The 22,330-nt window shown below is 68.1% G+C and carries 21 protein-coding genes; 10 read left to right on the forward strand and 11 right to left on the reverse strand.

Annotated elements, in window-relative coordinates; all coding sequences use genetic code 11:
• The 6 genes from AC6LKG_RS11240 to AC6LKG_RS11265 all read right to left on the reverse strand — a co-directional run bounded on the left by AC6LKG_RS11240 (position 1) and on the right by AC6LKG_RS11265 (position 6,120).
• Positions 1-765 carry an ABC transporter ATP-binding protein gene (locus AC6LKG_RS11240; RefSeq protein WP_498164435.1) on the reverse strand — a complete coding sequence of 255 codons (765 nt, stop codon included), beginning with the start codon at positions 763-765 and terminating at the stop codon, positions 1-3.
• Positions 762-2,639: an ABC transporter permease gene (locus tag AC6LKG_RS11245; protein WP_498164436.1), complete on the reverse strand. Its 1,878-nt coding sequence runs from the start codon at positions 2,637-2,639 to the stop codon at positions 762-764. The genes AC6LKG_RS11240 and AC6LKG_RS11245 overlap by 4 nt, the downstream gene beginning before the upstream one ends.
• A complete protein-coding gene (locus AC6LKG_RS11250; RefSeq protein WP_498164438.1) occupies positions 2,639-3,868 on the reverse strand; it encodes an ABC transporter substrate-binding protein in 1,230 nt (409 codons plus the stop codon). Before AC6LKG_RS11250 ends, AC6LKG_RS11245 begins: the two co-directional genes overlap by 1 nt.
• A gap of 209 nt (positions 3,869-4,077) precedes the next feature.
• Entirely contained in the window at positions 4,078-4,245 is a 168-nt protein-coding gene (rpmG, locus tag AC6LKG_RS11255) for a 50S ribosomal protein L33 (protein WP_003810296.1), read from the reverse strand.
• A 37-nt stretch (positions 4,246-4,282) separates the two neighbouring features.
• A complete protein-coding gene (rpmB, locus tag AC6LKG_RS11260) occupies positions 4,283-4,519 on the reverse strand; it encodes a 50S ribosomal protein L28 (protein ID WP_006385639.1) in 237 nt (78 codons plus the stop codon).
• A gap of 431 nt (positions 4,520-4,950) precedes the next feature.
• Positions 4,951-6,120, reverse strand: a complete 1,170-nt coding sequence (locus tag AC6LKG_RS11265) for a Bcr/CflA family multidrug efflux MFS transporter (protein WP_498164506.1) — start codon at positions 6,118-6,120, stop codon at positions 4,951-4,953.
• Between the two features lie 188 nt (positions 6,121-6,308).
• On the opposite strand from AC6LKG_RS11265, the gene AC6LKG_RS11270 reads away from it, so the two are divergent.
• The 5 genes from AC6LKG_RS11270 (at position 6,309) to AC6LKG_RS11290 (ending at position 11,916) form a co-directional block, all read left to right on the forward strand.
• Positions 6,309-7,583 carry a class I SAM-dependent methyltransferase gene (locus tag AC6LKG_RS11270; RefSeq protein ID WP_498164439.1) on the forward strand — a complete coding sequence of 425 codons (1,275 nt, stop codon included), beginning with the start codon at positions 6,309-6,311 and terminating at the stop codon, positions 7,581-7,583.
• A gap of 415 nt (positions 7,584-7,998) precedes the next feature.
• A complete protein-coding gene (locus AC6LKG_RS11275; protein WP_498164440.1) occupies positions 7,999-9,000 on the forward strand; it encodes an ABC transporter substrate-binding protein in 1,002 nt (333 codons plus the stop codon).
• A 262-nt stretch (positions 9,001-9,262) separates the two neighbouring features.
• The gene (locus AC6LKG_RS11280; RefSeq protein WP_498164442.1) at positions 9,263-10,120 is read left to right on the forward strand and encodes an ABC transporter permease; all 858 of its coding nucleotides are present in this window, start codon (positions 9,263-9,265) and stop codon (positions 10,118-10,120) included.
• The gene (locus AC6LKG_RS11285) at positions 10,117-11,397 is read left to right on the forward strand and encodes a quaternary amine ABC transporter ATP-binding protein (protein ID WP_498164443.1); all 1,281 of its coding nucleotides are present in this window, start codon (positions 10,117-10,119) and stop codon (positions 11,395-11,397) included. The genes AC6LKG_RS11280 and AC6LKG_RS11285 overlap by 4 nt, the downstream gene beginning before the upstream one ends.
• 144 nt (positions 11,398-11,541) lie before the next feature.
• Positions 11,542-11,916 (forward strand): tautomerase family protein, encoded by a 375-nt coding sequence (locus AC6LKG_RS11290; protein ID WP_498164444.1) that lies wholly within the window; start codon positions 11,542-11,544, stop codon positions 11,914-11,916.
• Positions 11,917-11,944: 28 nt separating this feature from the next.
• Here the strand turns inward: AC6LKG_RS11290 and AC6LKG_RS11295 are convergent, their stop codons facing one another.
• The 3 genes from AC6LKG_RS11295 to AC6LKG_RS11305 all read right to left on the reverse strand — a co-directional run bounded on the left by AC6LKG_RS11295 (position 11,945) and on the right by AC6LKG_RS11305 (position 14,711).
• Positions 11,945-12,910 carry a Bug family tripartite tricarboxylate transporter substrate binding protein gene (locus AC6LKG_RS11295; protein WP_498164445.1) on the reverse strand — a complete coding sequence of 322 codons (966 nt, stop codon included), beginning with the start codon at positions 12,908-12,910 and terminating at the stop codon, positions 11,945-11,947.
• An 86-nt stretch (positions 12,911-12,996) separates the two neighbouring features.
• Positions 12,997-13,470, reverse strand: coding sequence for a MaoC family dehydratase (locus AC6LKG_RS11300; RefSeq protein WP_498164447.1), 474 nt, complete (start codon positions 13,468-13,470; stop codon positions 12,997-12,999).
• A complete protein-coding gene (locus AC6LKG_RS11305; RefSeq protein WP_498164449.1) occupies positions 13,467-14,711 on the reverse strand; it encodes a CaiB/BaiF CoA transferase family protein in 1,245 nt (414 codons plus the stop codon). Before AC6LKG_RS11305 ends, AC6LKG_RS11300 begins: the two co-directional genes overlap by 4 nt.
• Positions 14,712-14,782: 71 nt before the next feature.
• Between AC6LKG_RS11305 and AC6LKG_RS11310 the strand changes: the two genes are divergently transcribed.
• On the forward strand, positions 14,783-15,679 hold the full coding sequence (locus AC6LKG_RS11310) for a LysR family transcriptional regulator (RefSeq protein WP_498164451.1): 897 nt from the start codon (positions 14,783-14,785) through the stop codon (positions 15,677-15,679).
• A gap of 48 nt (positions 15,680-15,727) precedes the next feature.
• Here the strand turns inward: AC6LKG_RS11310 and AC6LKG_RS11315 are convergent, their stop codons facing one another.
• Positions 15,728-16,741 (reverse strand): acyl-CoA dehydrogenase family protein, encoded by a 1,014-nt coding sequence (locus AC6LKG_RS11315; protein WP_498164453.1) that lies wholly within the window; start codon positions 16,739-16,741, stop codon positions 15,728-15,730.
• An 11-nt stretch (positions 16,742-16,752) separates the two neighbouring features.
• Positions 16,753-17,904 (reverse strand): acyl-CoA dehydrogenase family protein, encoded by a 1,152-nt coding sequence (locus AC6LKG_RS11320; RefSeq protein ID WP_498164455.1) that lies wholly within the window; start codon positions 17,902-17,904, stop codon positions 16,753-16,755.
• Positions 17,905-18,086: 182 nt separating this feature from the next.
• On the opposite strand from AC6LKG_RS11320, the gene bktB reads away from it, so the two are divergent.
• The 4 genes from bktB to AC6LKG_RS11340 all read left to right on the forward strand — a co-directional run bounded on the left by bktB (position 18,087) and on the right by AC6LKG_RS11340 (position 22,328).
• Positions 18,087-19,268, forward strand: coding sequence for a beta-ketothiolase BktB (gene bktB / locus AC6LKG_RS11325; RefSeq protein WP_498164457.1), 1,182 nt, complete (start codon positions 18,087-18,089; stop codon positions 19,266-19,268).
• Positions 19,269-19,428: 160 nt separating this feature from the next.
• Positions 19,429-20,199 carry a class I SAM-dependent methyltransferase gene (locus tag AC6LKG_RS11330; protein WP_498164458.1) on the forward strand — a complete coding sequence of 257 codons (771 nt, stop codon included), beginning with the start codon at positions 19,429-19,431 and terminating at the stop codon, positions 20,197-20,199.
• Between the two features lie 118 nt (positions 20,200-20,317).
• A complete protein-coding gene (locus AC6LKG_RS11335; protein ID WP_498164460.1) occupies positions 20,318-21,064 on the forward strand; it encodes a GntR family transcriptional regulator in 747 nt (248 codons plus the stop codon).
• A complete protein-coding gene (locus AC6LKG_RS11340; RefSeq protein ID WP_498164461.1) occupies positions 21,015-22,328 on the forward strand; it encodes a malonyl-CoA decarboxylase domain-containing protein in 1,314 nt (437 codons plus the stop codon). Before AC6LKG_RS11335 ends, AC6LKG_RS11340 begins: the two co-directional genes overlap by 50 nt.
• The last annotated feature ends 2 nt before the right edge of the window (positions 22,329-22,330 follow it).

Genomic DNA, 22,330 nt, shown 5'->3' on the forward strand with positions numbered 1-22,330 from the left:
TCAGGCCGGCGGCGCGTCGCTGCCCAGGTAGGCCGCCCTGACGCGGGGATCGGCCGCAATGCGGTCGGGCGGACCTTCGGCCAGCAGGCTGCCGCGCACCAGCACGGCGATGCGGTCGGCGTGCTTGAAGACGACATCCAGGCTGTGCTCGGTGAACAGTACCGCCATGTGCTGGGTATCGGCCAATTCGCGGGTCAGGCGCATGAGCGCGTGGCGCTCGTTGGTGGCCATGCCGGCGGTGGGTTCGTCCATCAGCAGCAATCGCGGCCGATGCGCCAGCGCCATCGCCAGTTCCACCCGCTTGACCTCGCCATAGGCCAGCGCGCCGCAATGAGCACCGGCCTGGCCGGCCATGCGCACCTGCTCCAGCAATGCCAGCGCCTCTTCGGCGCGGTGCGAGGCGGCGCGGCGCCACGGCCGGAACAGCAGGCGGTCGCGCGACAGCAAGGCGGTCTGCACGTTCTCCAGCACGGTCATCGAGCGGAATGTAGCGGCGGTCTGGAACGTGCGTCCCACGCCCAGGCGGCAGATCGCGCTGGGCGGGCGGCCGACCAGTTCCTGTCCGTCCAGCCGGACCGAGCCGGCGTCGGGCCGCAATTGTCCGCCCAACACGTTGAAGCAGGTGGACTTGCCGGCGCCATTCGGGCCGATCAGCGCCAGCATGCGGCCGGCTTCCAATTGGAACGAGACCTCCGCCAGCGCGTCGATGCCGCCGAAGGATTTGCGCAGTCCCTGGACCCGCAGTAAGGGAGCGGCCGCCGTCATGCGCGTCTGCTCCGCAGCCGCGCGGCCGCGCCCGCCAGGCCGGCGGGAAACAGCATCACCAGCGCCAGGATCGCCAGGCCCAGCACCGCGTGCCAGTACTCGGTGCCGCGGGCCGCGGTGTCTTGCAGCCAGGTATAGGCGGCCGCGCCGACCAGCGGGCCGGCCAGGGTCTGAAGGCCGCCGAGCAGCACCATCACCAAGCCGTCGACCGAGCGGCTGACGGCAAGCACGTCGGGGGCGATGCTGCCTTTCGAAAAGGCGTACAGCGATCCGGCCAGGCCGGCCGTCAGTGACGCCGCGACGAAGCCAGCCCATTGGATGCGGCGCGTTTCCATTCCCAACGCCTCGGCCCGCAGGGGCGAGTCGCGCACGCCGCGCAGCGCATAGCCCAGCGGCGAGAATGCCAGGCGCCGCAACCAGGCAATGCCGAGCGCGCTCAGCGCCAGCGTCAGGTAGTAGAACCAGGGGCCGCGCGCCAGCCAGCTCGACGGCCACAATCCGATCAGGCCGTTGCTGCCGCCGGTCACGTCATCCCATTGATAGGCCAGCGCCCACAGGATCTGCGCCACCGCCAGCGTCAGCATTGCCAGGTACACGCCCGACAGGCGCACGCAGAACCAGCCGAACACCACGGCGCCGAGCATGGCGGCGAATGGCCCCAGCAGCAATGCCGCTTCCATCGGCAGCGCCGCCAGTTTCAGCAGCAGGGCCGCGCCATAGGCACCCAGGCCGAACCAGGCGGCATGGCCGAACGTGGTCATGCCCGCCAGGCCGGTGAGGAAATGCAGGCTGGCGGCGAACAGGGCGGCGATCAGGATCTCGATCAGCAGGATGCCGAGGTACGGCGCATGCGTGGCGGCCAGGGGCGCCAATGCCAACAGCGCCAGCAGTGCGCCATAGGCGCGCCGCAGGCCCGGACCGGCGCGGACCAGCGGGCGTTCGGCCGCCTGCGCTTGCGACGAGGGCGCAGGCGGCTGCCCCAGCAGGCCCCAGGGGCGCGCCACCAGCACCACCGCCATGACGGCGAATTCGGCCAGCAGGGTCAGTTTCGAAAGATTGAAGGCCCAGGGGCCGATATGGACCTGGCCCAGGAACACGAACAGCGCCTTGACGCCGCAGATCAGCAGTGCCGCCAGGAAGGCGCCGGGGATGGAGCCCAGGCCGCCGACCACTACCACCACGAAGGCGCTGGCGATGACTTCCAGGTCGAGTCCGAGCGTGGCCGGCACGCGCGGCGCGGCCAGCGCCCCGCCCAGCCCGGCCAGGAATGCGCCCAGGGTGAACGCCGAGGTGAACAGCCAGGCCTGGTTGACGCCGAGCGCCGCCAGCATGTCGCGGTTCTCGGCGGCGGCGCGCAGCAGGCGGCCCCAGCGCGTGCGCATCAGCAGCAGCCACAGCAGCCCGAGCACCAGCGGGCCGGCGGCGATCAGCAGCAGATCGTATTGTGGGAAGCGCCGGCCGAGGATTTCGACCGCGCCCGACAGGCCCGGTGCGCGCGCGGCGAACAGGTCTTCCGGGCCCCAGAGGGCCAGCACGGCATCGCCGATGATCAGCACCAGCGCGAAGGTCGCCAGCAACTGGAACAGTTCCGGCGCGCGGTACAGGCGCTTGAGCACCAGCAGTTCGGCGGCGGCGCCGACCAGGCCGGTCGCCAGCGCCGCCAGCAGCAGCCCGGCCCAATAGCCGGGTCCGTCGCCGAAATACCGGGTGAAGCTCCAGGCCAGGTAGATGCCCAGCATGTAGAAAGAGCCGTGGGCGAAATTCACCACCCGCGTGACGCCGAAAATAAGCGACAGGCCGGCCGCCACCAGGAACAGCGCGCTGGCGTCGGCCAGGCCGTTGAGCAACTGCGACAGCAGCCCGGACAGGCTCATCAGCGAGGACGCATCTTGTGTACTTGCTCGTCGGGCGGCTGCAGGCGCGCGCCGTCGATGTAGGCGAAGTCCTTCATGATGCCCTTGCCATTCTCGACCGCGGTGACGCCGACGTAGACGCCCATGGTCGATTGGTGATCGATCTTGCGGTACTGGATCGGCCCATAGGGCGTGTCCACTTTCAGTCCGCCAAAGGCGTCGATCAGCTTGTCGGTGTCGACGTCGCCTGCGGCCTTCAGGCCCTGGGCGAGCGACATCAGCGAGGCATAGCCGACCACTGAGCCGACTTTGGGCGTTTCGTTGTAGCGCTTGCGGTAGGCGTCGACGAAGGTCTTGTTGGCCGGGGTGTCTATGGCGTACCAGGGGTAGCCGGTGACGATCCAGCCGGTGGGCGCGTCGGCGCCCAGCGGCTCCAGGTACTCGGGTTCGCCGGACAGCAGCGAGACCACGGCGCGGTTCTCGAACAGTCCGCGGGTGTTGCCTTCGCGCACGAAGCGCGTCAGGTCGGCGGCGAACAGTACGTTGAAGATGGCATCCGGCTTGGCGTCCGCCAGGGCCTGCACCACCGCGCCGGCGTCCACCTTGCCCAGCGGCACGGCCTGCTCGGCGACGAACTCCACATCGGACTGGAACGACTTCATCATGGCCTTGAAGGTGGCCACGGCGGACTGTCCGTATTCGTAGTTGGGATAGACGATGGCCCAGCGCTTTTTACGCAGGGCCAGCGCCTTGGGCGCCAGGGCGGCGACGTGCATCCAGGTGGACGGGCGCAGGCGCCAGGTGTAGCGGTTGCCTTCCTGCCAGGTGATCTTGTCGGTCAGGGGCTCGGCGGCCAGGAAGAACACCTGCTGCTGTTTGGCGAAGTCGGTCAGCGCCAGGCCGGTGTTGGACAGGAAGCCGCCGAACAGCAGATCCACTTTTTCGCGCGCCAGCAGTTCCTGAGCGGCCCGCACTGCGTCGCCCGGGTTGCCGTTGTCATCGCGCGAGAACACCTCCAGTTTGCGGCCGAGGACGCCGCCCGAGGCGTTGACTTCTTCCAGCGCCAGTTGCCAACCCTTCTTGTACGGCCCCAGGAAGGCGGGAATGGCCTTGTAGCTGTTGATTTCGCCGATACGGATCGGCGGTTGCTTTTCCTGGGTGTCTTTGGCGGATGCGGCGGGCGTCAGCGCCAGGGCCAGGAGCGCGGGAGCGAGCGCGCGGCGCAACAGGGGCAGGCAGGGAAGGAACATGGCGGATATCGCAGGCAAGAGCGGCCGGTCGAAACCGGGCCTGTGTGGGACACGATTGCAGTTCGGCCCAATTGAAGCATGCGCGGCGCCCGCGCGCCAAGGAAAACGGCAAGGGTGCCGGCCGGCCCGGTTCCGGGCCGCGCTGGTTTCCGCCAATGAAAAAGGCCCTGCGATGCAGGGCCTTTCTGGCTATCCGGAGACCGGCTGAATCACTTCAGCTTGGTTTCCTTGTAGTCGACGTGCTTGCGAGCGACCGGATCAAACTTCTTGATCAGCATCTTCTCGGGCATGTTGCGCTTGTTCTTGGTGGTCGTGTAGAAATGACCCGTGCCGGCGGTCGACTCGAGCTTGATCTTTTCGCGGATACCTTTGGCCATGTCGTGCTCCTAGTATGTCAGATTGGCGGGGGGCCGATTAGGCCAGTTCGCCGCGGGCACGCATTTCGGCCAGCACGGCGTCGATGCCGTTCTTGTCGATCGTGCGGATGGCCTTGGCCGAGACGCGCAGGCGCACCCAGCGGTTTTCGCTTTCAACCCAGAACCGGCGCGATTGCAGGTTGGGCAGGAAGCGACGCTTGGTCTTGTTGTTCGCGTGCGAAACGTTGTTGCCCACCATCGGGCCTTTGCCGGTCACTTGGCATACGCGTGCCATGGATGCACCTCATTTATTCTTGCGCATCACCGGGGAGGTAGACGGGGTGTCAGCCGCCGGGCTGTCGGACTCAGTGCCATCGCGGTCTTGCCACGACGTCCTGCCATCCTGCCGGCCACCCAGTCTTAGTGGATGAGGGGGGAAATCCAGATTCAAACCCGGGATTCCGCCCTGTGCTTATACCCGCTGCCTGCCATCCGCAAAAATGCGCTTGGGGGTCAGAGTGTTGAGTCACAAAGCATAGTGGCTCAGCACGGGAAACTTCATGTGAAGACGTAGATTCTAATACGAAAAATCCCGACAAATCAAGTGACAAGGCATGCTGGCCGTCGCAACCGTGGTTCCGGCGCCGCGCCGGCGATGGCGGCGCGGCGGGCGAGCGTAGCGCGCAGGGACCCATCGTAGCGGCGGGCGCGGATGGGAGAGTGCATTCAGGCGCCGTGGGATTGCGCCACCCGGCCGGACAGCCACGACAGGCAGGCGCAGGTGGCCAGGGTGGTGGTCAGGGGCAGGGCGCTGTCGGTCTGCCAGGCACTGACGGCAAAGCCGGCCAGGGCGCCGCAGGATAGTTGAAGTGTCCCCAATAGCGCCGAGGCCGCGCCCAGCCGCTTGCCCTGGTCCGACAGCGCCAGCGCCGCCGAGTTGGGATTCACGAAGCCCTGGCTGCCCATGTAGCAGATCAGGCAGGCCATCAGTAGCGGCAGCGTCATCCAGCCGGCCAGTGTCAGCGCCACCGCGGCCAGGCTGGCGCAGGCCAGCGAGGTGAGGGCGCGGCGCTGCAGTTGGCGCGGTGTGCGGGAGCGCAACAGGCGGGCGCTGATCTGCGAGCAGATGATGAGCGACAGCGCGTTGGTGCCGAACAGCAGGCCGTAGTATTTCGGATCGACGCCGTACAGTTCGATGAAGACCCGCGGCGAGCCGATGATGTAGGCGAACATGCCGGCCTGGCCGAAACCGCCGGCCAGGCTGTGCGCCATGAAGCCGCGATGCGCGAACAGCGCGCGGTAATTCTGCATGATGGTGCGCAGGCGCAGGGGCACCATGCGTTCGGGCGCGAGCGATTCCTTCATGATCATCACCACCGCCGTCATCAGCATGGCGCCGCCCGCCAGCATGACCCAGAACAGGCTGCGCCAACTGGCGATGCCGAGCAGTTGCCCGCCGGCCAGCGGCGCGAGGATTGGCGCCAGGCCCATGATCAGCATCAGCAGCGACATGGCGCGCGCCGCCTCGTGGGTTTCATAGTGGTCGCGGATGACGGCGCGCGGGATCACGATGCCGGCCGCGCCGCCCATCGCCTGGATCACGCGCCAGCCGGTCAAGGCCTCGACCGAACCGGCCAGGGCGCAGCCCAGCGAGGCGATCATGAACAGCGCCAGGCCCACCATCAGCGGCGGCTTGCGGCCGTAGCGGTCGGCCATCGGCCCGTAGAACACCTGTGCCAGCGCCAGTCCGATCAGGTAGGCGGCCAGGGTGCGTTCGACGTCGCCGCGCGGCACGCCGAGATTGGCGGCGATCGTCGGGAAGGCGGGCAGGTACATGTCGATGGCGAAGGGGCCGATCGCGGTAAGGGCGCCCATGAGGATGAGCCAGCCCGGCATGGCGCCGCGTGGGGAAAGTGTAGGGGGCATGTGGATCGCGAGGGAGGTCGCGCAGGGGCAGGGCGCGGCGCGCTGTATTGCGCGTTTTGCACCAAGCCGATGACTTTATCACGTGCCGCCTTACACGCAAATGGCAGGGAATTTCCGATACAGTCTGTCGTGTCCGTACGTATTCCAGAGGAGAGGTCGTGAATCCTTTGTTGTCTGTGGTGGAACGCAAGCTCCAGGCGCTGCCTGTGCCGGTGCAGTTGGTGCTGCCCGATGGCGCGGTGCTGGGGGCGCAGGAGCCCAGGGTCCGCTTCGTGACGCACGACAAGACCGCACTGGCCCACCTGGCCGAGGGCGCGGTCGGCGTGCTGGGCCAGGACTACGTCGAAGGGCGCATCGACATCGACGGGTCGATGCGCGACGTAATGGCGGCCGCCGCCGCGCTGCTGCCGGGCTCGCCGGTGGATGCGGCGCGGGGCGGCTGGCTGACCGAACTGGTGCGCAAGGTGATGTCGGTATGGCGCCACTCGGTCGAACGCGATGCCCGGCAGATCGAGTTCCACTACGACCTGTCCGATGACTTCTATGCCCTGTGGCTGGACCCGCGCCGGGTCTACTCCTGCGCCTATTACCGCGACCCGGGCATGACCCTGGCGCAGGCCCAGGAAGCCAAGCTCGATCACATCTGCCGCAAGCTGCGGCTGCGTCCCGGCGAGCGTTTCCTCGACGTGGGCGCGGGCTGGGGCGGGCTGCTGCTGTGGGCGGCCGAGCACTACGGGGTGGATGCCACCGGCATCACGCTGTCGCGCAACCAGCACGCCCACGTCGGCAAGCTGATCCAGGACAAGGGCCTGGGCGGGCGGGTGCGGGTGGAATTGCTGGACTACCGCAAGCTCGACGAGACCGCGCCGTTCGACAAGATCGCCTCTGTCGGCATGTTCGAGCACGTCGGCCGGGCCCAGTTGGAAGGCTATTTCGCCAAGCTGCGGCGGCTGCTCAAGCCGGGCGGGCTGATCCTGAATCACGGCATCACCGCGGCTGGCGTCTATAACGCTGAACTGGGCAGCGGCATGGGCGAGTTCATCGAGAAGTACATCTTCCCGGGCGGCGAACTGACCCACATCAGCGTGGTCATGGAGGCCCTGACCAATGGCGGCCTGGAGGAGGTCGATGTCGAGAACCTGCGGCCGCACTATGCCCGTACGCTCTGGGCCTGGAGCGACGCGCTCGAGGCGCGCCTGCCGCAAGCCGCGCAGATCCTGGGCGGCGAGCAGGGCGCGCGGTCATTGCGCGCCTACCGCTTGTACCTGGCCGGATGCGCCATGGGCTTCGAGCACGGCTGGATTGCGCTGCACCAGGTGCTGGGCCAGCATCCGGCCACGGGGCGCGCCGACGAACTGGACGACCCGCCCGACCTGGCCTATCCCTGGCGGCGCGACTACATGTACCGCGACAAGCCCGGACAGACCGCATGAAGACGCCGTTTTCGGGACTGGGATGTATTCATAAGAATAAAATGTTAACTGAATGTATCATTGTTTTCGAGTGGGGCTTCCCCAGGGAAAAATGGTGAATTGCCTCTTGGGAATCAGGGTTTGTCCGGACGTTTTTCGGGCTGAATGTATCTGTTTTGTTCAGTCTTGGGCTTGGGGTGTGCATTAATTTCGGTTAAGATGCTGCCTTCTTCTTTCAGTTTGTTCACTATCTGTGGGTTCTCGAAAATCCTGTTTCGAGACTCCTGTCTTGCAAGAACCCGCACTTCGCGGATCCTCTTGTTGCTAGTGTCGGTTTGTATTGGCGGTTCTGCCCGTCTTCCGCACAACCCCCTTAGCTCCATGGCACGGCCGGACCAGCGCCGTCGTGTCCCTGAACCTATGGAGGCAAAAGCCAATGCGTTTCACCCCCGTCAAGACCCTGGCCGCCGCGGCCATGTTGTTCGCCTTCGCCGGTTCGGCCCAAGCCGCCGACGCGGCGCAATGCGAACTCAAGCGCCCGATCAATTTCGGCGGCATGAACTGGGAATCCAATCTGGTCCTGGTTGATATCGAGCGTTTCATCATGGAAAAGGGCTATGGTTGCAAGACCGAAACCCTGCCCACTGAAACCCTCCCGGCCCTGGCCGCGCTCGAGCGCGGCGACCTGGACATCAACACCGAAGTCTGGCTGAACAGCGTCGCCGACCCCTGGGAGCGCGCCGAGAAGACCGGCCGCGTCAAGCGGATCGGCGATCTGTACATGGGCGGCGAGGCCTGGTACATCCCGCGCTACACCGCCGAACGCCTGCCTGAACTGAAGTCGGCGGCCGACCTGCCCAAGTTCAAGGACCAGTTCAAGGACCCCGAGGAACCGGGCAAGGGCCGCTTCTATGGCTGCCCGGCGGGCTGGGGGTGCGAGGTCACCAGCACCAATCTGTTCCATGCCCTTAAGCTGGGCGACAGCTTCACGCTGTACTCGCCGGGCACCGGCGCGGCGCAGAAGGCGGCCCTGATGTCGGCCTACAAGCGCAAGCAGAACGTGGTGTTCTACTACTGGTCGCCCACGCCGCTGGTGGGGGCCCTGGATCTGGTCAAGCTCGAACTGCCGCCCTACGACGCCGCCAAGCACAAGTGCCTGACGTCGCCCAAGTGCGCCAAGCCCGAGGCCAGCGCCTACCCCGACAATCCCGTCTTCACCGCGGTGAACACCAAGTTCTCGCAGGAGGCGCCGGTGCTGACCGCGTTCCTGTCGAAGGTCTCGGTGCCGCTGCCCGTGATGAACGAAACCCTGGCCCACATGGAAGAATCCGGCGATGAATCCGCCGCGGTGGCCAAGTGGTTCCTGAAGAGCAAGCCCGACGTCTGGACCAAGTGGGTCCCCGCGGACGTCGCCGGGCGCGTGCAAAGCGCGCTGTAACCCCCGCCGCCTTCCCGGCGGCGGCCCGCTCCGGCCAACTGGAGCGGGCCACCGGCGTGGACTTTTTCCCCTTGGGACGCCCCCAAGGGGAAAAAGCCCTCCGGCAGGCGGAATGCCCGCACAGGCGGGCTACGCGCAGGCTGTTCCCGCCTGCGCCGGACTGTAAGCGTGTCGCCGCCACCCATGCCTTCGGTGGCCCCGGCGGACCGTGGCCACTGCCGCGCGCCGGACCGTGGCGCACACGCTGAAATGGAGTCAAAACATGTTTCCTGAAATCATTCCCGCCCGCCAGGTGCGGGGGGCCATCGATGGATTCGTCGATCACCTGGTAACCAACTACGCCGATACCCTGGAAACGCTGTCCCAGCCCGTGCTGCACGCCCTGGTGTGGCTGGAGCAGGTGCTGCGCAGTTCGCCCTGGTGGGCCGTGGTCGTCGTGACCGTGGCGATTGCCTGGCTGGTCAGCCGCCGCATCGGCCTGAGCCTGGCCATGGGCGCGCTGCTGTGCGTGATCGGCGTGCTCGGCCTGTGGGACGCCGGCATGCAGACGCTGGCGCTGATGATCATGGCGGCCGGGCTGTCGGTGGTCATCGGCATTCCGCTGGGCGTGTTGATGGCGCGCGTCAACTGGCTGCGCTCGCTCATGTTGCCGGTGCTGGATGTGATGCAGACCATGCCCAGTTTCGTGTACCTGATCCCGGTGGTGATGCTGTTTGGCCTGGGCAAGATCCCGGCCATCATCGCCACCGTGATCTATGCCGTGCCGCCGCTGATCCGCCTGACCGACCTGGGCATCCGCCTGGTCGACCGCGAAGTGCTGGAAGCGTCGCGCGCGTTCGGCGCCAATCCGCGCCAGCAGCTGTTCGGCGTGCAACTGCCGCTGGCCCTGCCCAACATCATGGCCGGTATCAACCAGACCACGATGATGGCGCTGTCGATGGTGGTGATCGCCTCCATGATCGGCGCGCGCGGCCTGGGGTATGAAGTGCTGCTCGGCATCAACCGCCTGGAAGTGGGCCGCGGCCTGCTGGCGGGCCTGGGCATCGTGGTGTTGGCCGTGCTGTTCGACCGGATCACGCAATCGTATGGACAGCGCATGCGCAAGGGAGGCCAGCGATGAGCAAGATCGAAGTCAAGAACATCTACAAGATTTTCGGGCCGCATCCGCAGAAGTGGCTGCAGGCCGCCCAGGGCGGCATGAGCAAGGAAGCGCTGCTGGCCGAAAGCGGCCATACGCTGGGCCTGCGCGACATCAGCCTGTCGATCGAAGAGGGCAGCATCTACGTCATCATGGGCCTGTCGGGTTCCGGCAAGTCGACGCTGATCCGCCACTTCAATCGCCTGATCGAACCCAGCGCGGGCCATATCCTGGTCGACGGCGTCGATGTGGTCAGCCTGAACAAGCGCGACCTCGAGACATTCCGCCAGAAGAAGATGAGCATGGTGTTCCAGCGCTTCGGCCTGTTCCCGCACCGCACCGTGCTGGACAACGCCGCCTACGGCCTGGCCGTGCAGGGCGTGGGCCGTGCCGAGCGCGAACGGCGGGCCCGCGATTGGCTGGAGCAGGTCGGCCTGTCGGGCTTCGAGCAGCAGTATCCGCATCAGTTGTCGGGCGGCATGCAGCAGCGCGTGGGCCTGGCGCGGGCGCTGGCCACGGATGCCGAGATCCTGCTCATGGATGAGGCGTTTTCGGCGCTCGACCCGTTGATCCGCCGCGAGATGCAGGACCAACTGCTGCAACTGCAATCCAAGCTGAACAAGACCATCGTCTTCATCACCCATGACCTGGACGAAGCGTTGCGCCTGGGTAACCGCATTGCCATCCTGAAAGACGGCGAATTGGTGCAGGAAGGCACGCCGGAAGACATCCTGCTGAATCCGGCCAACGATTACGTGCAGTCGTTCCTGCAGGACGTCAACCGCACCAAGGTGCTGAATGCCACCCATGCCGTCAATCCGGCGCGCTTGACGTTGACCATGCGTTCGCGTCCGGCCCACGCGGTCGATCGGATGCGGGCGCTGAGCTACGAGTATGCGCCCGTGCTGGACGGCAAGCGCCTGGCCGGCGTGCTGACGCTGCGGGCGGCCGAGCAGGCCGTGAACGAAGGCGGCCGCGATGTGTCGCGCTTCGTCGAGGACCTGGCATCGGTGCCGGCCACGGCCGGCCTGGGCGAGGTGCTGGCGCAACTGGTGCACAGCGACCAACCGGTGGCGGTGACGGGCGAGAACGACGAGTTCATCGGCATGCTCTCGCGCAAGAAGGTGGTCGAACTGGTGACGCCGGTGCTGGCCGAGACCGCGCCCGCGGCGCAGGCCGCCGAGGCCGCCGACGGCGACCCGGCGCAGGCCGAACTGCAAGGCCAGCCCCAACCCGCGCAGCGGGGCGAGGCCGCCTGACGGCGCGAGCCGCGCGGCGGCGGGACGACCCGTTGCCATGGCCAGGTTCCCGGGCGGCAGGCTTGCGCCCGGGGCCAGTCCGGATATGATGGCTGGCCGGCAATGATCGCCGGTTCGCCACTATTCGGAACATCGGAACCCGTCATGCCAATCCTGAACGTCCAGATCATGCAGGGCCATTCGGCCGCCCAGAAGACCGCGTTGCTGCAGGCGGCTTCGCAGGCGGTGGTCGAGAGCATCGCCGCGCCGCTGTCCAGCGTGCGCATCGTGCTGCAGGAAATTCCCGCCGAACATGTGATCGTGGCCGGCGAGATCGGCAAGCCCATGGCGCGTGTCGACGCGGCCCTGATCGAGGGCCGCGACGAGGCCAGGAAGTCGGCGCTGATCGCGGCGCTGAACCAGGCGGTATGCGACACCCTCGGCATGTCCGGCGAGGACGTGCGGGTGCTGATCCGCGACGTGCCCAAGACCGACATGGGCGTGGCCAACGGCCTGAGCGCCAAAGCCGCCGGCCGCTGAAGCCGCGGGCCAGCGCTGCGGCCTGGACCTAGTCGAGCTTGACGCCGGCTTCCTTGATCACCGCGCCCCAGCGCTGGATCTCGCCGCGGATGTAGGCGCCGTACTCCTGCGGGGTCGAACCCAGGGCCTGCGCGCCCTGCGCCTTGAGCTGTTTTTGCATCTCGTCCGATTGCAGAGCGCGGCGGATTTCGGCGTTGAGCTTCCCAACCACCGCTTCCGGGGTGCCCGCCGGCACCACCACGCCTTGCCAGGCACCCATCTCGAAGCCGGGGACCACGGTCTCGGCCGCCGTTGGCACTTCTGGCAATTGCTCGCTGCGCGCGCGGCTGGTCACGGCCAGCGCGCGCAGCTTGCCCTCGCGGATGAAACCCAGCGAATCGTTCAGGGTGTTGGTCATGACCTGCACCTGCCCGCCGACCAGATCGGTCATGGCGGGGGCGCTGCCGCGATACGGCACATGCACGGCGTCGATGTTCAACGAGCGCAGGAGCAGCAGCGCGCCCAGGTGCGTGACGTTGCCGGCGCCCGCCGATCCATACGACAGTTTGCCGGGATGCTGGCGGGCATAGTCGACAAAGCCTTGTGCGTCCCGTGCCGGCACTGATGGATGCACCAGCAGCACCAGCGGAATCACGGCGGTGGACGAAACCGGCGTGAAGTCCTTGACCGGGTCGAAGGCCAGCGAGCGATAGAGATTGGGGCTGAGCGCGATCGACGAGGTGTTGTAGAGCACGGTGTAGCCATCCGGCTTTGCGGCCGCCGCGTACTGCATGCCGATGTTGCCGTTCGCGCCGCCCTTGTTTTCCACCACCACGGTCTGGCCCAGTTGGCCGGTCAGTTGTTTGGCCAGCACCCGCGCCACCAGGTCGGTGGGGCCGCCCGGCGGGAAGGGCACCACCATGGTGATGGGGCGGTCGGGCCAGGCGGCCTGGGCGGTGGCGGCGCCTCCGAGCGCCAGCGCGGCCAGGCTGGCCGCGAGCAATGCTTTTTTCATGGGTGTCTCCTTGCTTTGGTGGATGGGGCCGCAGCCCCATGGCGGCGGCGTCCTCTGCGCGGGACGCCTGTCCGCCGCGCGCCGCGTCAGTCCGGCCGGCCGGCCAGCATGCGCGTCGCGGTGTAGGCCATCACGGCTTTGCCGTGCTGGTTGAAAACGTCGATGGCCGAGCTGACCACGGCACGGTTGTGCTGCGAGGTCGGGCGCACGCCGGTGACTTCGATCTCGGCCCAGATGGTGTCGCCTGCGACCACCGGCGCCAGCATCTTCTTGTGCACTTCCAGCAACGCCAGGCCGGTACCCTGCACCATGCCCTGCATGATGAGCCCTTCGATCAGGCCATAGGTCAGCGCGCCCGGGGCGGGGCGGCCCTGGATCGCGCCGTGCGCGTAGGTGGCGTCGATGAAGATCGTCTCCAGCATGCCGGTGACGCTGATGAAGTTGACGATATCGGTCTCGGTGACCGTGCGGCGGAATGTGCGAAAGCGTTGGCCCACGGCGAGGTCCTGCCAGTAGTAGCCCTGGCCGAGTTGGGCGGGGGCGGTGCGGTCTTGGGTCATGCTGGGTCCTTGGTGGAAGCGGAAGGGGCGCCGGCTTGCCGGGCGGCGCCGGTTTGCAGCAATGCGTCGATGGCGGCGGGGGCCAGGCCGGCCTGCGCCAGCACGTCGCGGGTGTGCTCGCCCAGCCGCGGCGGCATCGCGGGCGGCACTTGCGAGCGCTGCAGCCGCACGGGGTTGCGCGGGAAGCGGTAGTGGCCGCCAGCGGCGCTTTGCAGCGGCTGGAAGAAATCCACGCTGCGCAAGTGCGGGTCGGCCTCCAGGTCCTGCAGGCGATTGACGCGGGCGGCGGGGATCTCCAGCCTTTCGCACAGCGCCAGCCAATGGGCGGTGTCGTGCGCGGCGACGATGCCCGCTTGCAGCTCGTAGAGCGCTTCGATGTGGCGGGTGCGCGCGGCGATGTCGGCAAAGCGTGGATCGGCCGCCAGGTCGGGGCGTCCGGCGGCCTCGAAGAAGCTGCGCCAGTGGGCGTCGGTGTACGGCATCAGGCAGACATGGCCGTCGGCGGTGCGGCAGGGCCGCCGCCAGGGAGTGAGCACGCGTGGGTAGCCGGCCTCGCCGGGCGTGTCCGCCAGGTGCCGGCCGTAGTAATGCTCGACCAGCACGTACGAGGCCATGCTTTCGAACATGGGCACTTCCAGGTGCTGGCCCAGGCCAGTACGCTCGCGCTGGAACAACGCGGCCAGGATGGCGTGCGCGGCGATCAGGCCGCAGGTCTTGTCCGCCGCCACCGTCGGCAGGTAGCGCGGCGTGCCGGTCTGGCGATCGGCCAGGTCGGCAAAGCCGGCCAGGCCCTGGATGATGTCGTCGTAGGCCGGCCGGCCGTCGTAGGCGCCGTTAGCGCCGAAGCCATACAGTCCGGCATACACCAGACGCGGGTTGCGTGCGCACAGTGTGTCGGGGGCCAGGCCCAGCGCGGCCATCTTGGCCGGGCGCATGCTGTGCATCAGCACGTCGGCGCCGTCCACCAGCGCCAGCAGCGCTTCGCGGGCGGCGGCCTGTTTCAGGTCCAGCACCACGCTGCGCTTGTTGCGGTTCAACCCCAGGAAGATGGCGGCCAGGCCCGGCTCCTGGGCCGGACCGGTATTGCGGGTGGAGTCGCCCGCGGGCGCTTCGATCTTGACGACGTCGGCGCCGTAGTCGGCCAGGATCTGCGAGGCGTAGGGGCCGAACACCACGGAGGTCAGGTCCAGCACGCGCAGGCCGCCGAGGGCGGAGGCTTGGGGGAGGAAAGCGGAAGTCATGGCGGGAATCCTATCGGTGCGGTTGATACCCGTCTAATATGGCTTCGGTATTGCTTGATATGGAATCTGTTATGGCTATCGATCTACGGCAGTTGCGCCAGTTCGTCACCATCGCCGAACTGGGCAGCTACCGTCGCGCCGCCGACACGCTGCACATTGCGCAACCCGCGCTGTCGGTGTCGATCCAGAAACTGGAGCACGCGGTCGGCGTGCCACTGCTGGCGCGCGGCGCCAGGGGTGTGACTCTTACCGCGGCGGGCGAGGCGCTGATGGCCGACGCCCGCCGCGCGCTGTTCCATACCGAGCAGGCGCGCCAGGCCGCGCGCCGGGTGGCGCTGGGCGAGTGGGGCACGCTGCGGCTGGGTTTCGTCGGTTCGGCGACCTATACCCTGTTGCCACGCAGCCTGCCGGTATTTCGCGCGCAGTATCCGGACGTGCAGTTGGAATTGCGCGAGGACAGCACCGTCGGCCTGGCGGCGATGCTGCGCGCCAACGATATCGATGCCGGCCTGGTGCGCGGTCCGCTGGCCGAGGATCCGGCGCTGGAATCCTGGGTGGTCGAACGCGATGACCTGATCCTGGCGGTGCCGGCCGGTCACGCGCTGGCCGGCGGCGGACCGGTCAGCCTGGCCCACGCCCGCGGCGAAAGTTTCGTGATGTACTCGCCCGCCAAGGTGCCGGGCCTGCATGGCGTGGCGCAGGCGTTGTGCCGCAAGGCCGGCTTCTCGCCGCGCATCAGCCAGGAGGCGATCCAGGTGCAGACGCTGGTCAGCCTGGTGGCCAGTGGCATGGGGTTGGCGCTGGTGCCGGGCGTGACGCGGGCCTACAGCACGCCGTTGGTGGCGTTCGTGCCGCTGGCCGATGCCGAGGCGCGCGAGGCTTTGTCGTTGTCGCTGGTGACGCACCGGGCCACGTCCTGCGCGGCGGTGCTGCGCCTGCGCGACAGCATGCTGGCGCAGATGGATTGAATCGCGCGCGCCGCGCCGTGAGCGGGCGGCGCGCCAGGTGGCGGTGGTTCAGGCGGCTTCGCGATCGAACAGCGCTGTGCGCAGGTAGGACACGGCGTCGCCGCCGTCCGCCAGCGCATGCGCGCCGATGCGTGCGTGCCAGTAGGATTCGGACCCTGCCGCCAGCCGCCACTCGCGCAGCCGGCGCGTGTACAACTGCAAATCGTATTCCTCGGTGACGCCGATGGCGCCATGCACCGCGTGCGCGATGTCGGCCACGCGCGCTACTGCCAGGCTGGCGCGGGCCTTGCCAAGCGCGGCCAACAAGGGCTGTGGCAGGCCGTCGCGCCCCTGGAATGCCAGTTGCGCCGCCATGCGCGCCGCCCAGACCTGTTCGGCCATCACGCTGATCTGTTGCTGCACCGCCTGGAAGCGGCCTATCGGCTTGCCGAACTGCTGGCGCTGGCTGGCGTAGTCCAGCGTCATGGCCAGCACGCGTTCCATGGCGCCGGCGATCAGGCCGGCGCAGGCGGTGGCCGCCAGCTCTGCCAGCGACGGCAGTGCGGTGTCGGCGTCGATGCGCACGCCATCGTCGAGCGACCAGCGGGCCGGCGCGTCCAGGCTGCCGTGCACACCGCTGGGTTCGACCGTGGCGGCGCGGGCGGGCAGCAGCCAGGCGTGTTCGCCAATACGTGCCAGCACCGCGTCGGCGCTGCGAATCCAGGGCACATTGGCGCCGATGGCTTGCCGGCCCCGCACTTGCCAGCCATGCGGCGCCAGCGCGATTGAGCCGGGCGCGGGCGTCTGGCCGGCGCGTGCCAGCCAGGCGCGCGCCAGCAGGGTGTCGACGAAGGGGTAGGGGCACAGGTGGCGGCCGGCGGCGACCGCCAGAGGCAACGTATCGGCCAGTGCCAGGCCGGCGCCGCCCTGGTGTTGCGGCATCAGCGCGTTGGCGAAGCCTGCGGCCTCGCAGGCCTGCCAGGCTTGCGCGGGCGGCTGCCCCTGTTCGGCCTTGCGTATCACGTTGGGCGGGCAGGTCTGCGCGAACAGGCGTTCGACGGCGTCGCCAAAAATCGAATCCATGATGGGAGTTCCTATCGAAGGCCGAGGCCGCGCGCGATGATGCCGCGCAGGATTTCGCGGGTGCCGCCGCGCAGCGAGAAGGTGGGGGCGACCTGTTCCAGGTAGGCCAGGGTGCGCAGCAGCGGCAACGGCGGCGGCCTCTCGGGACGGCGGCCCAGCGCGTCAGCGATCAACCGCGGGATGTCCTGCTCAAGCTCGGTGCCGAGGTCCTTGACCAGGGCCGCTTCGATAGCGGGACTCTGGCCCGCCGCCAGCTTGCCGGCGACCGCCAGCGAGAGCGCGCGCAGTACCGCCATTTGCGACAGGAGGGCGCCCAGCAGGGCGTGGTCGGCATCGTCACGCGCCGCGCCGTCGCGGCCGTGCGCCAGCCAGCATTGCAGCAAGGCGATGCTGGAGTACAGGCGTTCCGGTCCGCTGCGCTCGAACGCCAGTTCGGCATTGACCTGGGCCCAGCCCGCGCCCTCCTGGCCGATGAGCGCGTCCGGCGCCAGTTCGACGTTATCGAAGAAGACTTCGGAGAAGTGCGCGTCGCCGGCCAGGTCCTGGATGGGCCGGATCGACACGCCCGGCAACGACAGGTCGACGATGAACTGCGACAGGCCCTGGTGGCGGTCGTCAGGGGTTCCAGAGCTGCGCGCCAGCGCGATCATGTAGTGCGAGCGGTGCGCGTTGGTGGTCCAGACCTTGCTGCCGTTCAGGCGCCAGCCCCCCGCCATGGGTTCGGCGCGGGTGCGGATGCTGGCCAGGTCCGAGCCAGACCCGGGTTCGCTCATGCCGATGCAGAAGAAGGCCTCGGCGCGGCAGATGCGCGGCAGGTAGAAGGCCTTCTGCGCGGGCGTGCCGAGCTTGAGGATCAGCGGCGCGCTCTGGCGGTCGGCGATCCAGTGCGCCGATACCGGTGCGCCGGCACCCAGCAGTTCCTCGGACAGCACGAAGCGCGCGAAATGGCCGCGTTCGGCGCCGCCGTATTCGCGCGGCAGCGTCAGGCCGAGCCAGCCGCGTTCGGCCAGTTGGCGGCTGAAGCCGGCGTCGTAGCCCATCCAGGAGCGGGCGCGTTCATCGGGTTCCAGCCCATCGAGGGCCTCGGCGAGAAAGCCGCGTACTTCGGCGCGTAGCGCTTCGTCCTGCGGGGGGATGGCGGTCAGTTCCAGCGTATCGATCATGGGTGGTTCCGGTCAGGCGGACGCCGGGGGCGGCGCGCCGCTGGCCACTATCCGCGACCCGCGCGCGGGCTGTCCAATAGTAAATTTTTGCCTGGCGATAAGGATCGGATATCGGCGCCCCGGGGCCGGCGGGGGAGCAAGCCGCGCGAGTATGATGAAGGGATCCATCAGGAGGAAACATCATGAACGAAGTCATCGTCGCATCCGCCGTCCGCACCGCCATCGGTGATTTCGGCGGCGCGCTGAAAGACGTGCCGCCCTGCGACCTGGGCGCCAGCGTCATCAAGGCCGCGCTGGAACGCGCCGCCGTCAAGGGCGACGAAGTTGGCCATGTCGCCGTCGGCCATGTCATCAATACCGAACCGCGCGACATGTATCTGTCGCGCGTGGCCGCGATGAATGCGGGCATCGCCAAGGAAACCCCGGCCTTCAACGTCAACCGCCTGTGCGGCTCGGGCCTGCAGGCCATCGTGTCGGCGGCGCAGACCATCCTGCTGGGCGATGCCGACATCGCCGTCGGCGCGGGCGCCGAGAGCATGAGCCGCGCGCCCTACATCGCGCCGGCGCAGCGCTGGGGCGCGCGCATGGGCGACAGCATCATGCAGGACATGATGACCGGCGCGCTGTCCGATCCGTTCGGCCGCATGCATATGGGCGTGACCGCCGAGAACGTCGCCGCCCAGTTCGGCATCAGCCGCCAGGACCAGGACGCGCTGGCCGCCGAATCGCACCGCCGCGCCGCCAACGCCATCGAGGCCGGCTACTTCCGCGACCAGATCGTGCCGATCGTGCAGAAGACGCGCAAGGGCGAAGTGGTGTTCGACACCGACGAGCACGTGCGCCGCGACGTCACCGCCGACAGCCTGGCCGCGCTCAAGCCGGTGTTCCAGAAGGAAAACGGCACCGTCACCGCCGGCAATGCCTCGGGCCTGAACGACGGCGCCGCCGCGCTGGTGCTGATGAACGCTTCGGTCGCGGCCAAGCGCGGCGTCAAGCCGCTGGCGCGCCTGGTGGCCTACGCGCATGCCGGCGTCGACCCGAGCATCATGGGCATCGGTCCGGTGCCTGCCACGCAGGCCGCGCTCAAGCGCGCCGGTCTGAGCGTGGACCAACTGGATGTGATCGAGGCCAACGAAGCCTTCGCCGCCCAGGCCTGCGCCGTGAGCCGCGAGTTGAAGCTGGATCCGGCCAAGGTCAATCCGAACGGCAGCGGTATCGGCCTGGGCCACCCGATCGGCGCCACGGGCGCGATCATCACCGTCAAGGCGCTGCACGAACTGCAGCGGGTGCAGGGCCGCTACGCGCTGGTGACCATGTGCATTGGCGGCGGCCAGGGCATCGCCGCGATCTTCGAGCGCATCTGAGCGACGCCTCGCCGGTGCGGCGTTGACCGTGCATCGTTAGCCCCGGGGTCGGGCCGCAACGGTCCGCCCGCGCCGGCCCGGCGGCGTTCGCCGGCCGGCATTCCGGTCGCATGGCGGCGTGGCGCCGATGGCTGTGCGCGCCGGGCCTACAATCGCGCCCATGTACAAATCCAAATTCCCCTCCGAACTCGACCAGCCGACCCTTTCCGAAGTGGACGGCGTGCGCTATCTGCACTTCAACACCGAATGGGTCCAGGGCGCGATGCGCATCAAGAACCCGTCGGAACTGGTACTGGAATACACCGCCCAGATGATGGCCTGGCTGCTGTTCCTGGAACCTCCGAAGGACGAGGCCATCGGCATGTTCGGCCTGGGCGCCGGTTCGCTGGCGCGGTTCTGCGCCAAGCAGACGCGCGCGCCGTTGCTGGCGGTGGAATGGAACCCGCGCGTCACCGCCGCCTGCCACATGTTCTTCCGCCTGCCGGGCGAGAACCGCCTGCGGGTCGAGCACGCCGATGCCGCCGAATGGGCCGCGGATCCGCTCAACGCCGGCCGTTGCCCGGTGCTGATGGTTGACCTGTACGACGCCTCGGCGCAAGGGCCGGTGCGCGACAGCGTCAAGTTCTACCGTGACTGCCGCCGGGTGCTGGGCGAGGTCGGGGTGTTGGCGGTGAATCTGTTCGGCCGCCACGAGAGCTTCGGCAGGAACATCGATAATCTGTCCAAGGCCTTCGACGACCGGGTGGTGCTGCTGCCCGAGATCGATGCCGGCAACCAGATCGTGCTGGCGTTTTCCGGCCCGCGGCTGGCGGTCACGCCGGCCGAGCTGTTGGCGCGCGCCGAGGTGGTCGAGTCCCGCTATGGCTTGCCGGCGCGCCGCTGGGCGCGGTCCCTCAGCCGCCACGCGGTCGACGGCGTTCTGCATTTCTGATTGCCGGCCGCCGGTTAGGGCAACTCCTTACGATTTTTTGCTAGGCCGGATTTGCCGGGCGGGGATATGATGGGTTTATTCATAATTATGAATTACGGAGCCTTCAGGCCGTCTGCCCATGACCTCACCCATCGTCCGGCAAGCCCTGTATCTGGAAGTCGCGGATCGCCTGCGCGGCATGATCCATGCGCGCGCGCTGCGCAATGGCGAATGGATCGACGAACTGCGCCTGGCCGGCGAACTGGGGATTTCGCGCACGCCGCTGCGCGAGGCGCTGAAAGTGCTGGCCACCGAGGGCCTGGTGCGGCTGGAGCCGCGCCGCGGCTGCTTCGTCAATGAACTGTCGGCGCAGGACCTGGAAGACATCTTCCCGCTGATGGCCATGCTCGAAGGGCGCTGCGCCCACGAGGCGGCGTGCAAGGCGTCGGACGCGCAACTGGCGGCGCTGGCGCCTTTGCACGAGGCGTTGGCCGGCCACGCCGCCGCTGGCCGCATCGATGCGTACTACCAGACCAATTACCTGATCCACGAAGCGGTGCAGGCGCTGGCCGGCAACCAGTGGCTGGTCGACATGGTGGGCAACCTGCGCAAGGTGCTTAGCCTGTCCCGCCATCGCAGCCTGGCCTGGCCCGGCCGCATCCAGGAATCCTGTGCCGAGCACCAGGCCATTTTCGTGGCCCTCCAGGCTCGCGACCCCGAGCGCGCCGAGGCGCTGGCGCGCCATCATCTGATGCGCCAGCTCGAGGTCCTGCGCGCATTGGCCGCCGACGACACGCCGCCGCTTTCCGATCTTCCCGCAGCCGAGGAACCCGCCCATGAACGCACCCGCCAATCTCGCTCCCGCGCGCGGCGCACGCACGCCTGAGCCCGATGCCGAACCCATCGACACGGCCGCCGACGGCGATAGCCTGATCACGCGCCTGGGGCGCCTGTGGGAGCGCGGCCGGCTGCCCAGCGAGTCCGAGGTGCGGCGCTTGTTCGAGGCGCGCCTGACCGACGTGGCCGCCAACAAGCTGGCGCGGCGCTGGTGCGAACGCTACAGCGCCGCCGACGGCAAGGACCGGCGCCTGATGCTGGCCGCCCTGGCGCAGGTGCGCGGCACCTTCGCGAGCGATGCCGGCGAGGGCGCGCGCCTGTTCAAGCGCTTCAACGCGCAGCCGATGGGTCTGCGCTTCCTGGTCGAGTTGCGCGCCGACATGCTGCGCTGGCGCAAGCAGGTCGCCGGCATCCAGGCGCTGGACAAGGACCTCGAAGGCCTGCTGTCGGCCTGGTTCGACGTCGGCCTGTTGGAGCTGCGGCCGCTCACCTGGGACTCGCCCGCCTCGTTGCTGGAAAAGCTGATCCTCTATGAAGCCGTGCACGAGATCCAGTCATGGGACGACCTGCGCCACCGCGTGGCGCCGGACCGCCGCTGCTACGCCTATTTCCATCCTCAATTGCCGGACGTGCCGCTGATCTTCGTCGAGGTGGCGTTTGCCGGAAGCATGGCCGACAACGTGCAGGCATTGCTGGACAGCAGCGCGCCGCCGCAGGATCTGGACAAGGCGCGCTGGGCGATCTTCTATTCCATCTCCAACACCCAGCCGGGCCTGAAGGGCATCAGCTTCGGCAATTTCCTGCTCAAGCGCGTGGTCGAGCAATTGCTGGAGGAACTGCCCAAGCTCAAGTCATTCGCCACGCTGTCGCCGATTCCCGGCTTCGCCGATTGGCTCGGCAAGCTGGACGGCGATGCGGTCGAAGCGGTCCTGCGCGAGGACAAGTCGCGCGCCAAGGCGCGCCAGCGCGCCGGTGTGCCCGACGGCCGGCGCTGGGTGGCGCGGCTGGCGCGCGCGGCGCTGGGCAAGAAGACGCCCGACGTGGTCAAGCGCGCCGCCTTCCGCCTGGCCGCGCACTATCTGCAGGCCATGAAGAACGGCCTGCCGCTGGACGCGGTGGCGCGTTTCCACCTGGGCAACGGCGCGCGCATCGAACGCCTGAACTGGGCGGCGGACACTTCGGCCAAGGGACTCAAGCAGTCCTGCGGCCTGATGGTCAATTACCTGTACGACCTGGATGAACTGGACGGCAACCTGGCGCGCCTGCATGACGGCAAGCCGCAAGTGAGCCGCAGCGTGGGACGCGCGGCCTGAGC

This window comes from Achromobacter sp. 46006, from assembly GCF_059761975.1.

What these genes read in the sequence shown, in the direction of transcription:
- AC6LKG_RS11250 (WP_498164438.1), bottom strand. Translation starts at nt 3,868, where the DNA reads ATGTTCCTTCCCTGCCTGCCCCTGTTGCGCCGCGCGCTCGCTCCCGCG.
- AC6LKG_RS11310 (WP_498164451.1), top strand. Translation starts at nt 14,783, where the DNA reads ATGGCTATCGATCTACGGCAGTTGCGCCAGTTCGTCACCATCGCCGAA.
- rpmB (WP_006385639.1), bottom strand. Translation starts at nt 4,519, where the DNA reads ATGGCACGCGTATGCCAAGTGACCGGCAAAGGCCCGATGGTGGGCAAC.
- AC6LKG_RS11265 (WP_498164506.1), bottom strand. Translation starts at nt 6,120, where the DNA reads ATGCCGGGCTGGCTCATCCTCATGGGCGCCCTTACCGCGATCGGCCCC.
- rpmG (WP_003810296.1), bottom strand. Translation starts at nt 4,245, where the DNA reads ATGGCCAAAGGTATCCGCGAAAAGATCAAGCTCGAGTCGACCGCCGGC.
- bktB (WP_498164457.1), top strand. Translation starts at nt 18,087, where the DNA reads ATGAACGAAGTCATCGTCGCATCCGCCGTCCGCACCGCCATCGGTGAT.
- AC6LKG_RS11280 (WP_498164442.1), top strand. Translation starts at nt 9,263, where the DNA reads ATGTTTCCTGAAATCATTCCCGCCCGCCAGGTGCGGGGGGCCATCGAT.
- AC6LKG_RS11245 (WP_498164436.1), bottom strand. Translation starts at nt 2,639, where the DNA reads ATGAGCCTGTCCGGGCTGCTGTCGCAGTTGCTCAACGGCCTGGCCGAC.
- AC6LKG_RS11275 (WP_498164440.1), top strand. Translation starts at nt 7,999, where the DNA reads ATGCGTTTCACCCCCGTCAAGACCCTGGCCGCCGCGGCCATGTTGTTC.
- AC6LKG_RS11315 (WP_498164453.1), bottom strand. Translation starts at nt 16,741, where the DNA reads ATGGATTCGATTTTTGGCGACGCCGTCGAACGCCTGTTCGCGCAGACC.
- AC6LKG_RS11320 (WP_498164455.1), bottom strand. Translation starts at nt 17,904, where the DNA reads ATGATCGATACGCTGGAACTGACCGCCATCCCCCCGCAGGACGAAGCG.
- AC6LKG_RS11295 (WP_498164445.1), bottom strand. Translation starts at nt 12,910, where the DNA reads ATGAAAAAAGCATTGCTCGCGGCCAGCCTGGCCGCGCTGGCGCTCGGA.
- AC6LKG_RS11285 (WP_498164443.1), top strand. Translation starts at nt 10,117, where the DNA reads ATGAGCAAGATCGAAGTCAAGAACATCTACAAGATTTTCGGGCCGCAT.
- AC6LKG_RS11330 (WP_498164458.1), top strand. Translation starts at nt 19,429, where the DNA reads ATGTACAAATCCAAATTCCCCTCCGAACTCGACCAGCCGACCCTTTCC.
- AC6LKG_RS11305 (WP_498164449.1), bottom strand. Translation starts at nt 14,711, where the DNA reads ATGACTTCCGCTTTCCTCCCCCAAGCCTCCGCCCTCGGCGGCCTGCGC.
- AC6LKG_RS11240 (WP_498164435.1), bottom strand. Translation starts at nt 765, where the DNA reads ATGACGGCGGCCGCTCCCTTACTGCGGGTCCAGGGACTGCGCAAATCC.
- AC6LKG_RS11335 (WP_498164460.1), top strand. Translation starts at nt 20,318, where the DNA reads ATGACCTCACCCATCGTCCGGCAAGCCCTGTATCTGGAAGTCGCGGAT.
- AC6LKG_RS11300 (WP_498164447.1), bottom strand. Translation starts at nt 13,470, where the DNA reads ATGACCCAAGACCGCACCGCCCCCGCCCAACTCGGCCAGGGCTACTAC.
- AC6LKG_RS11290 (WP_498164444.1), top strand. Translation starts at nt 11,542, where the DNA reads ATGCCAATCCTGAACGTCCAGATCATGCAGGGCCATTCGGCCGCCCAG.
- AC6LKG_RS11340 (WP_498164461.1), top strand. Translation starts at nt 21,015, where the DNA reads ATGAACGCACCCGCCAATCTCGCTCCCGCGCGCGGCGCACGCACGCCT.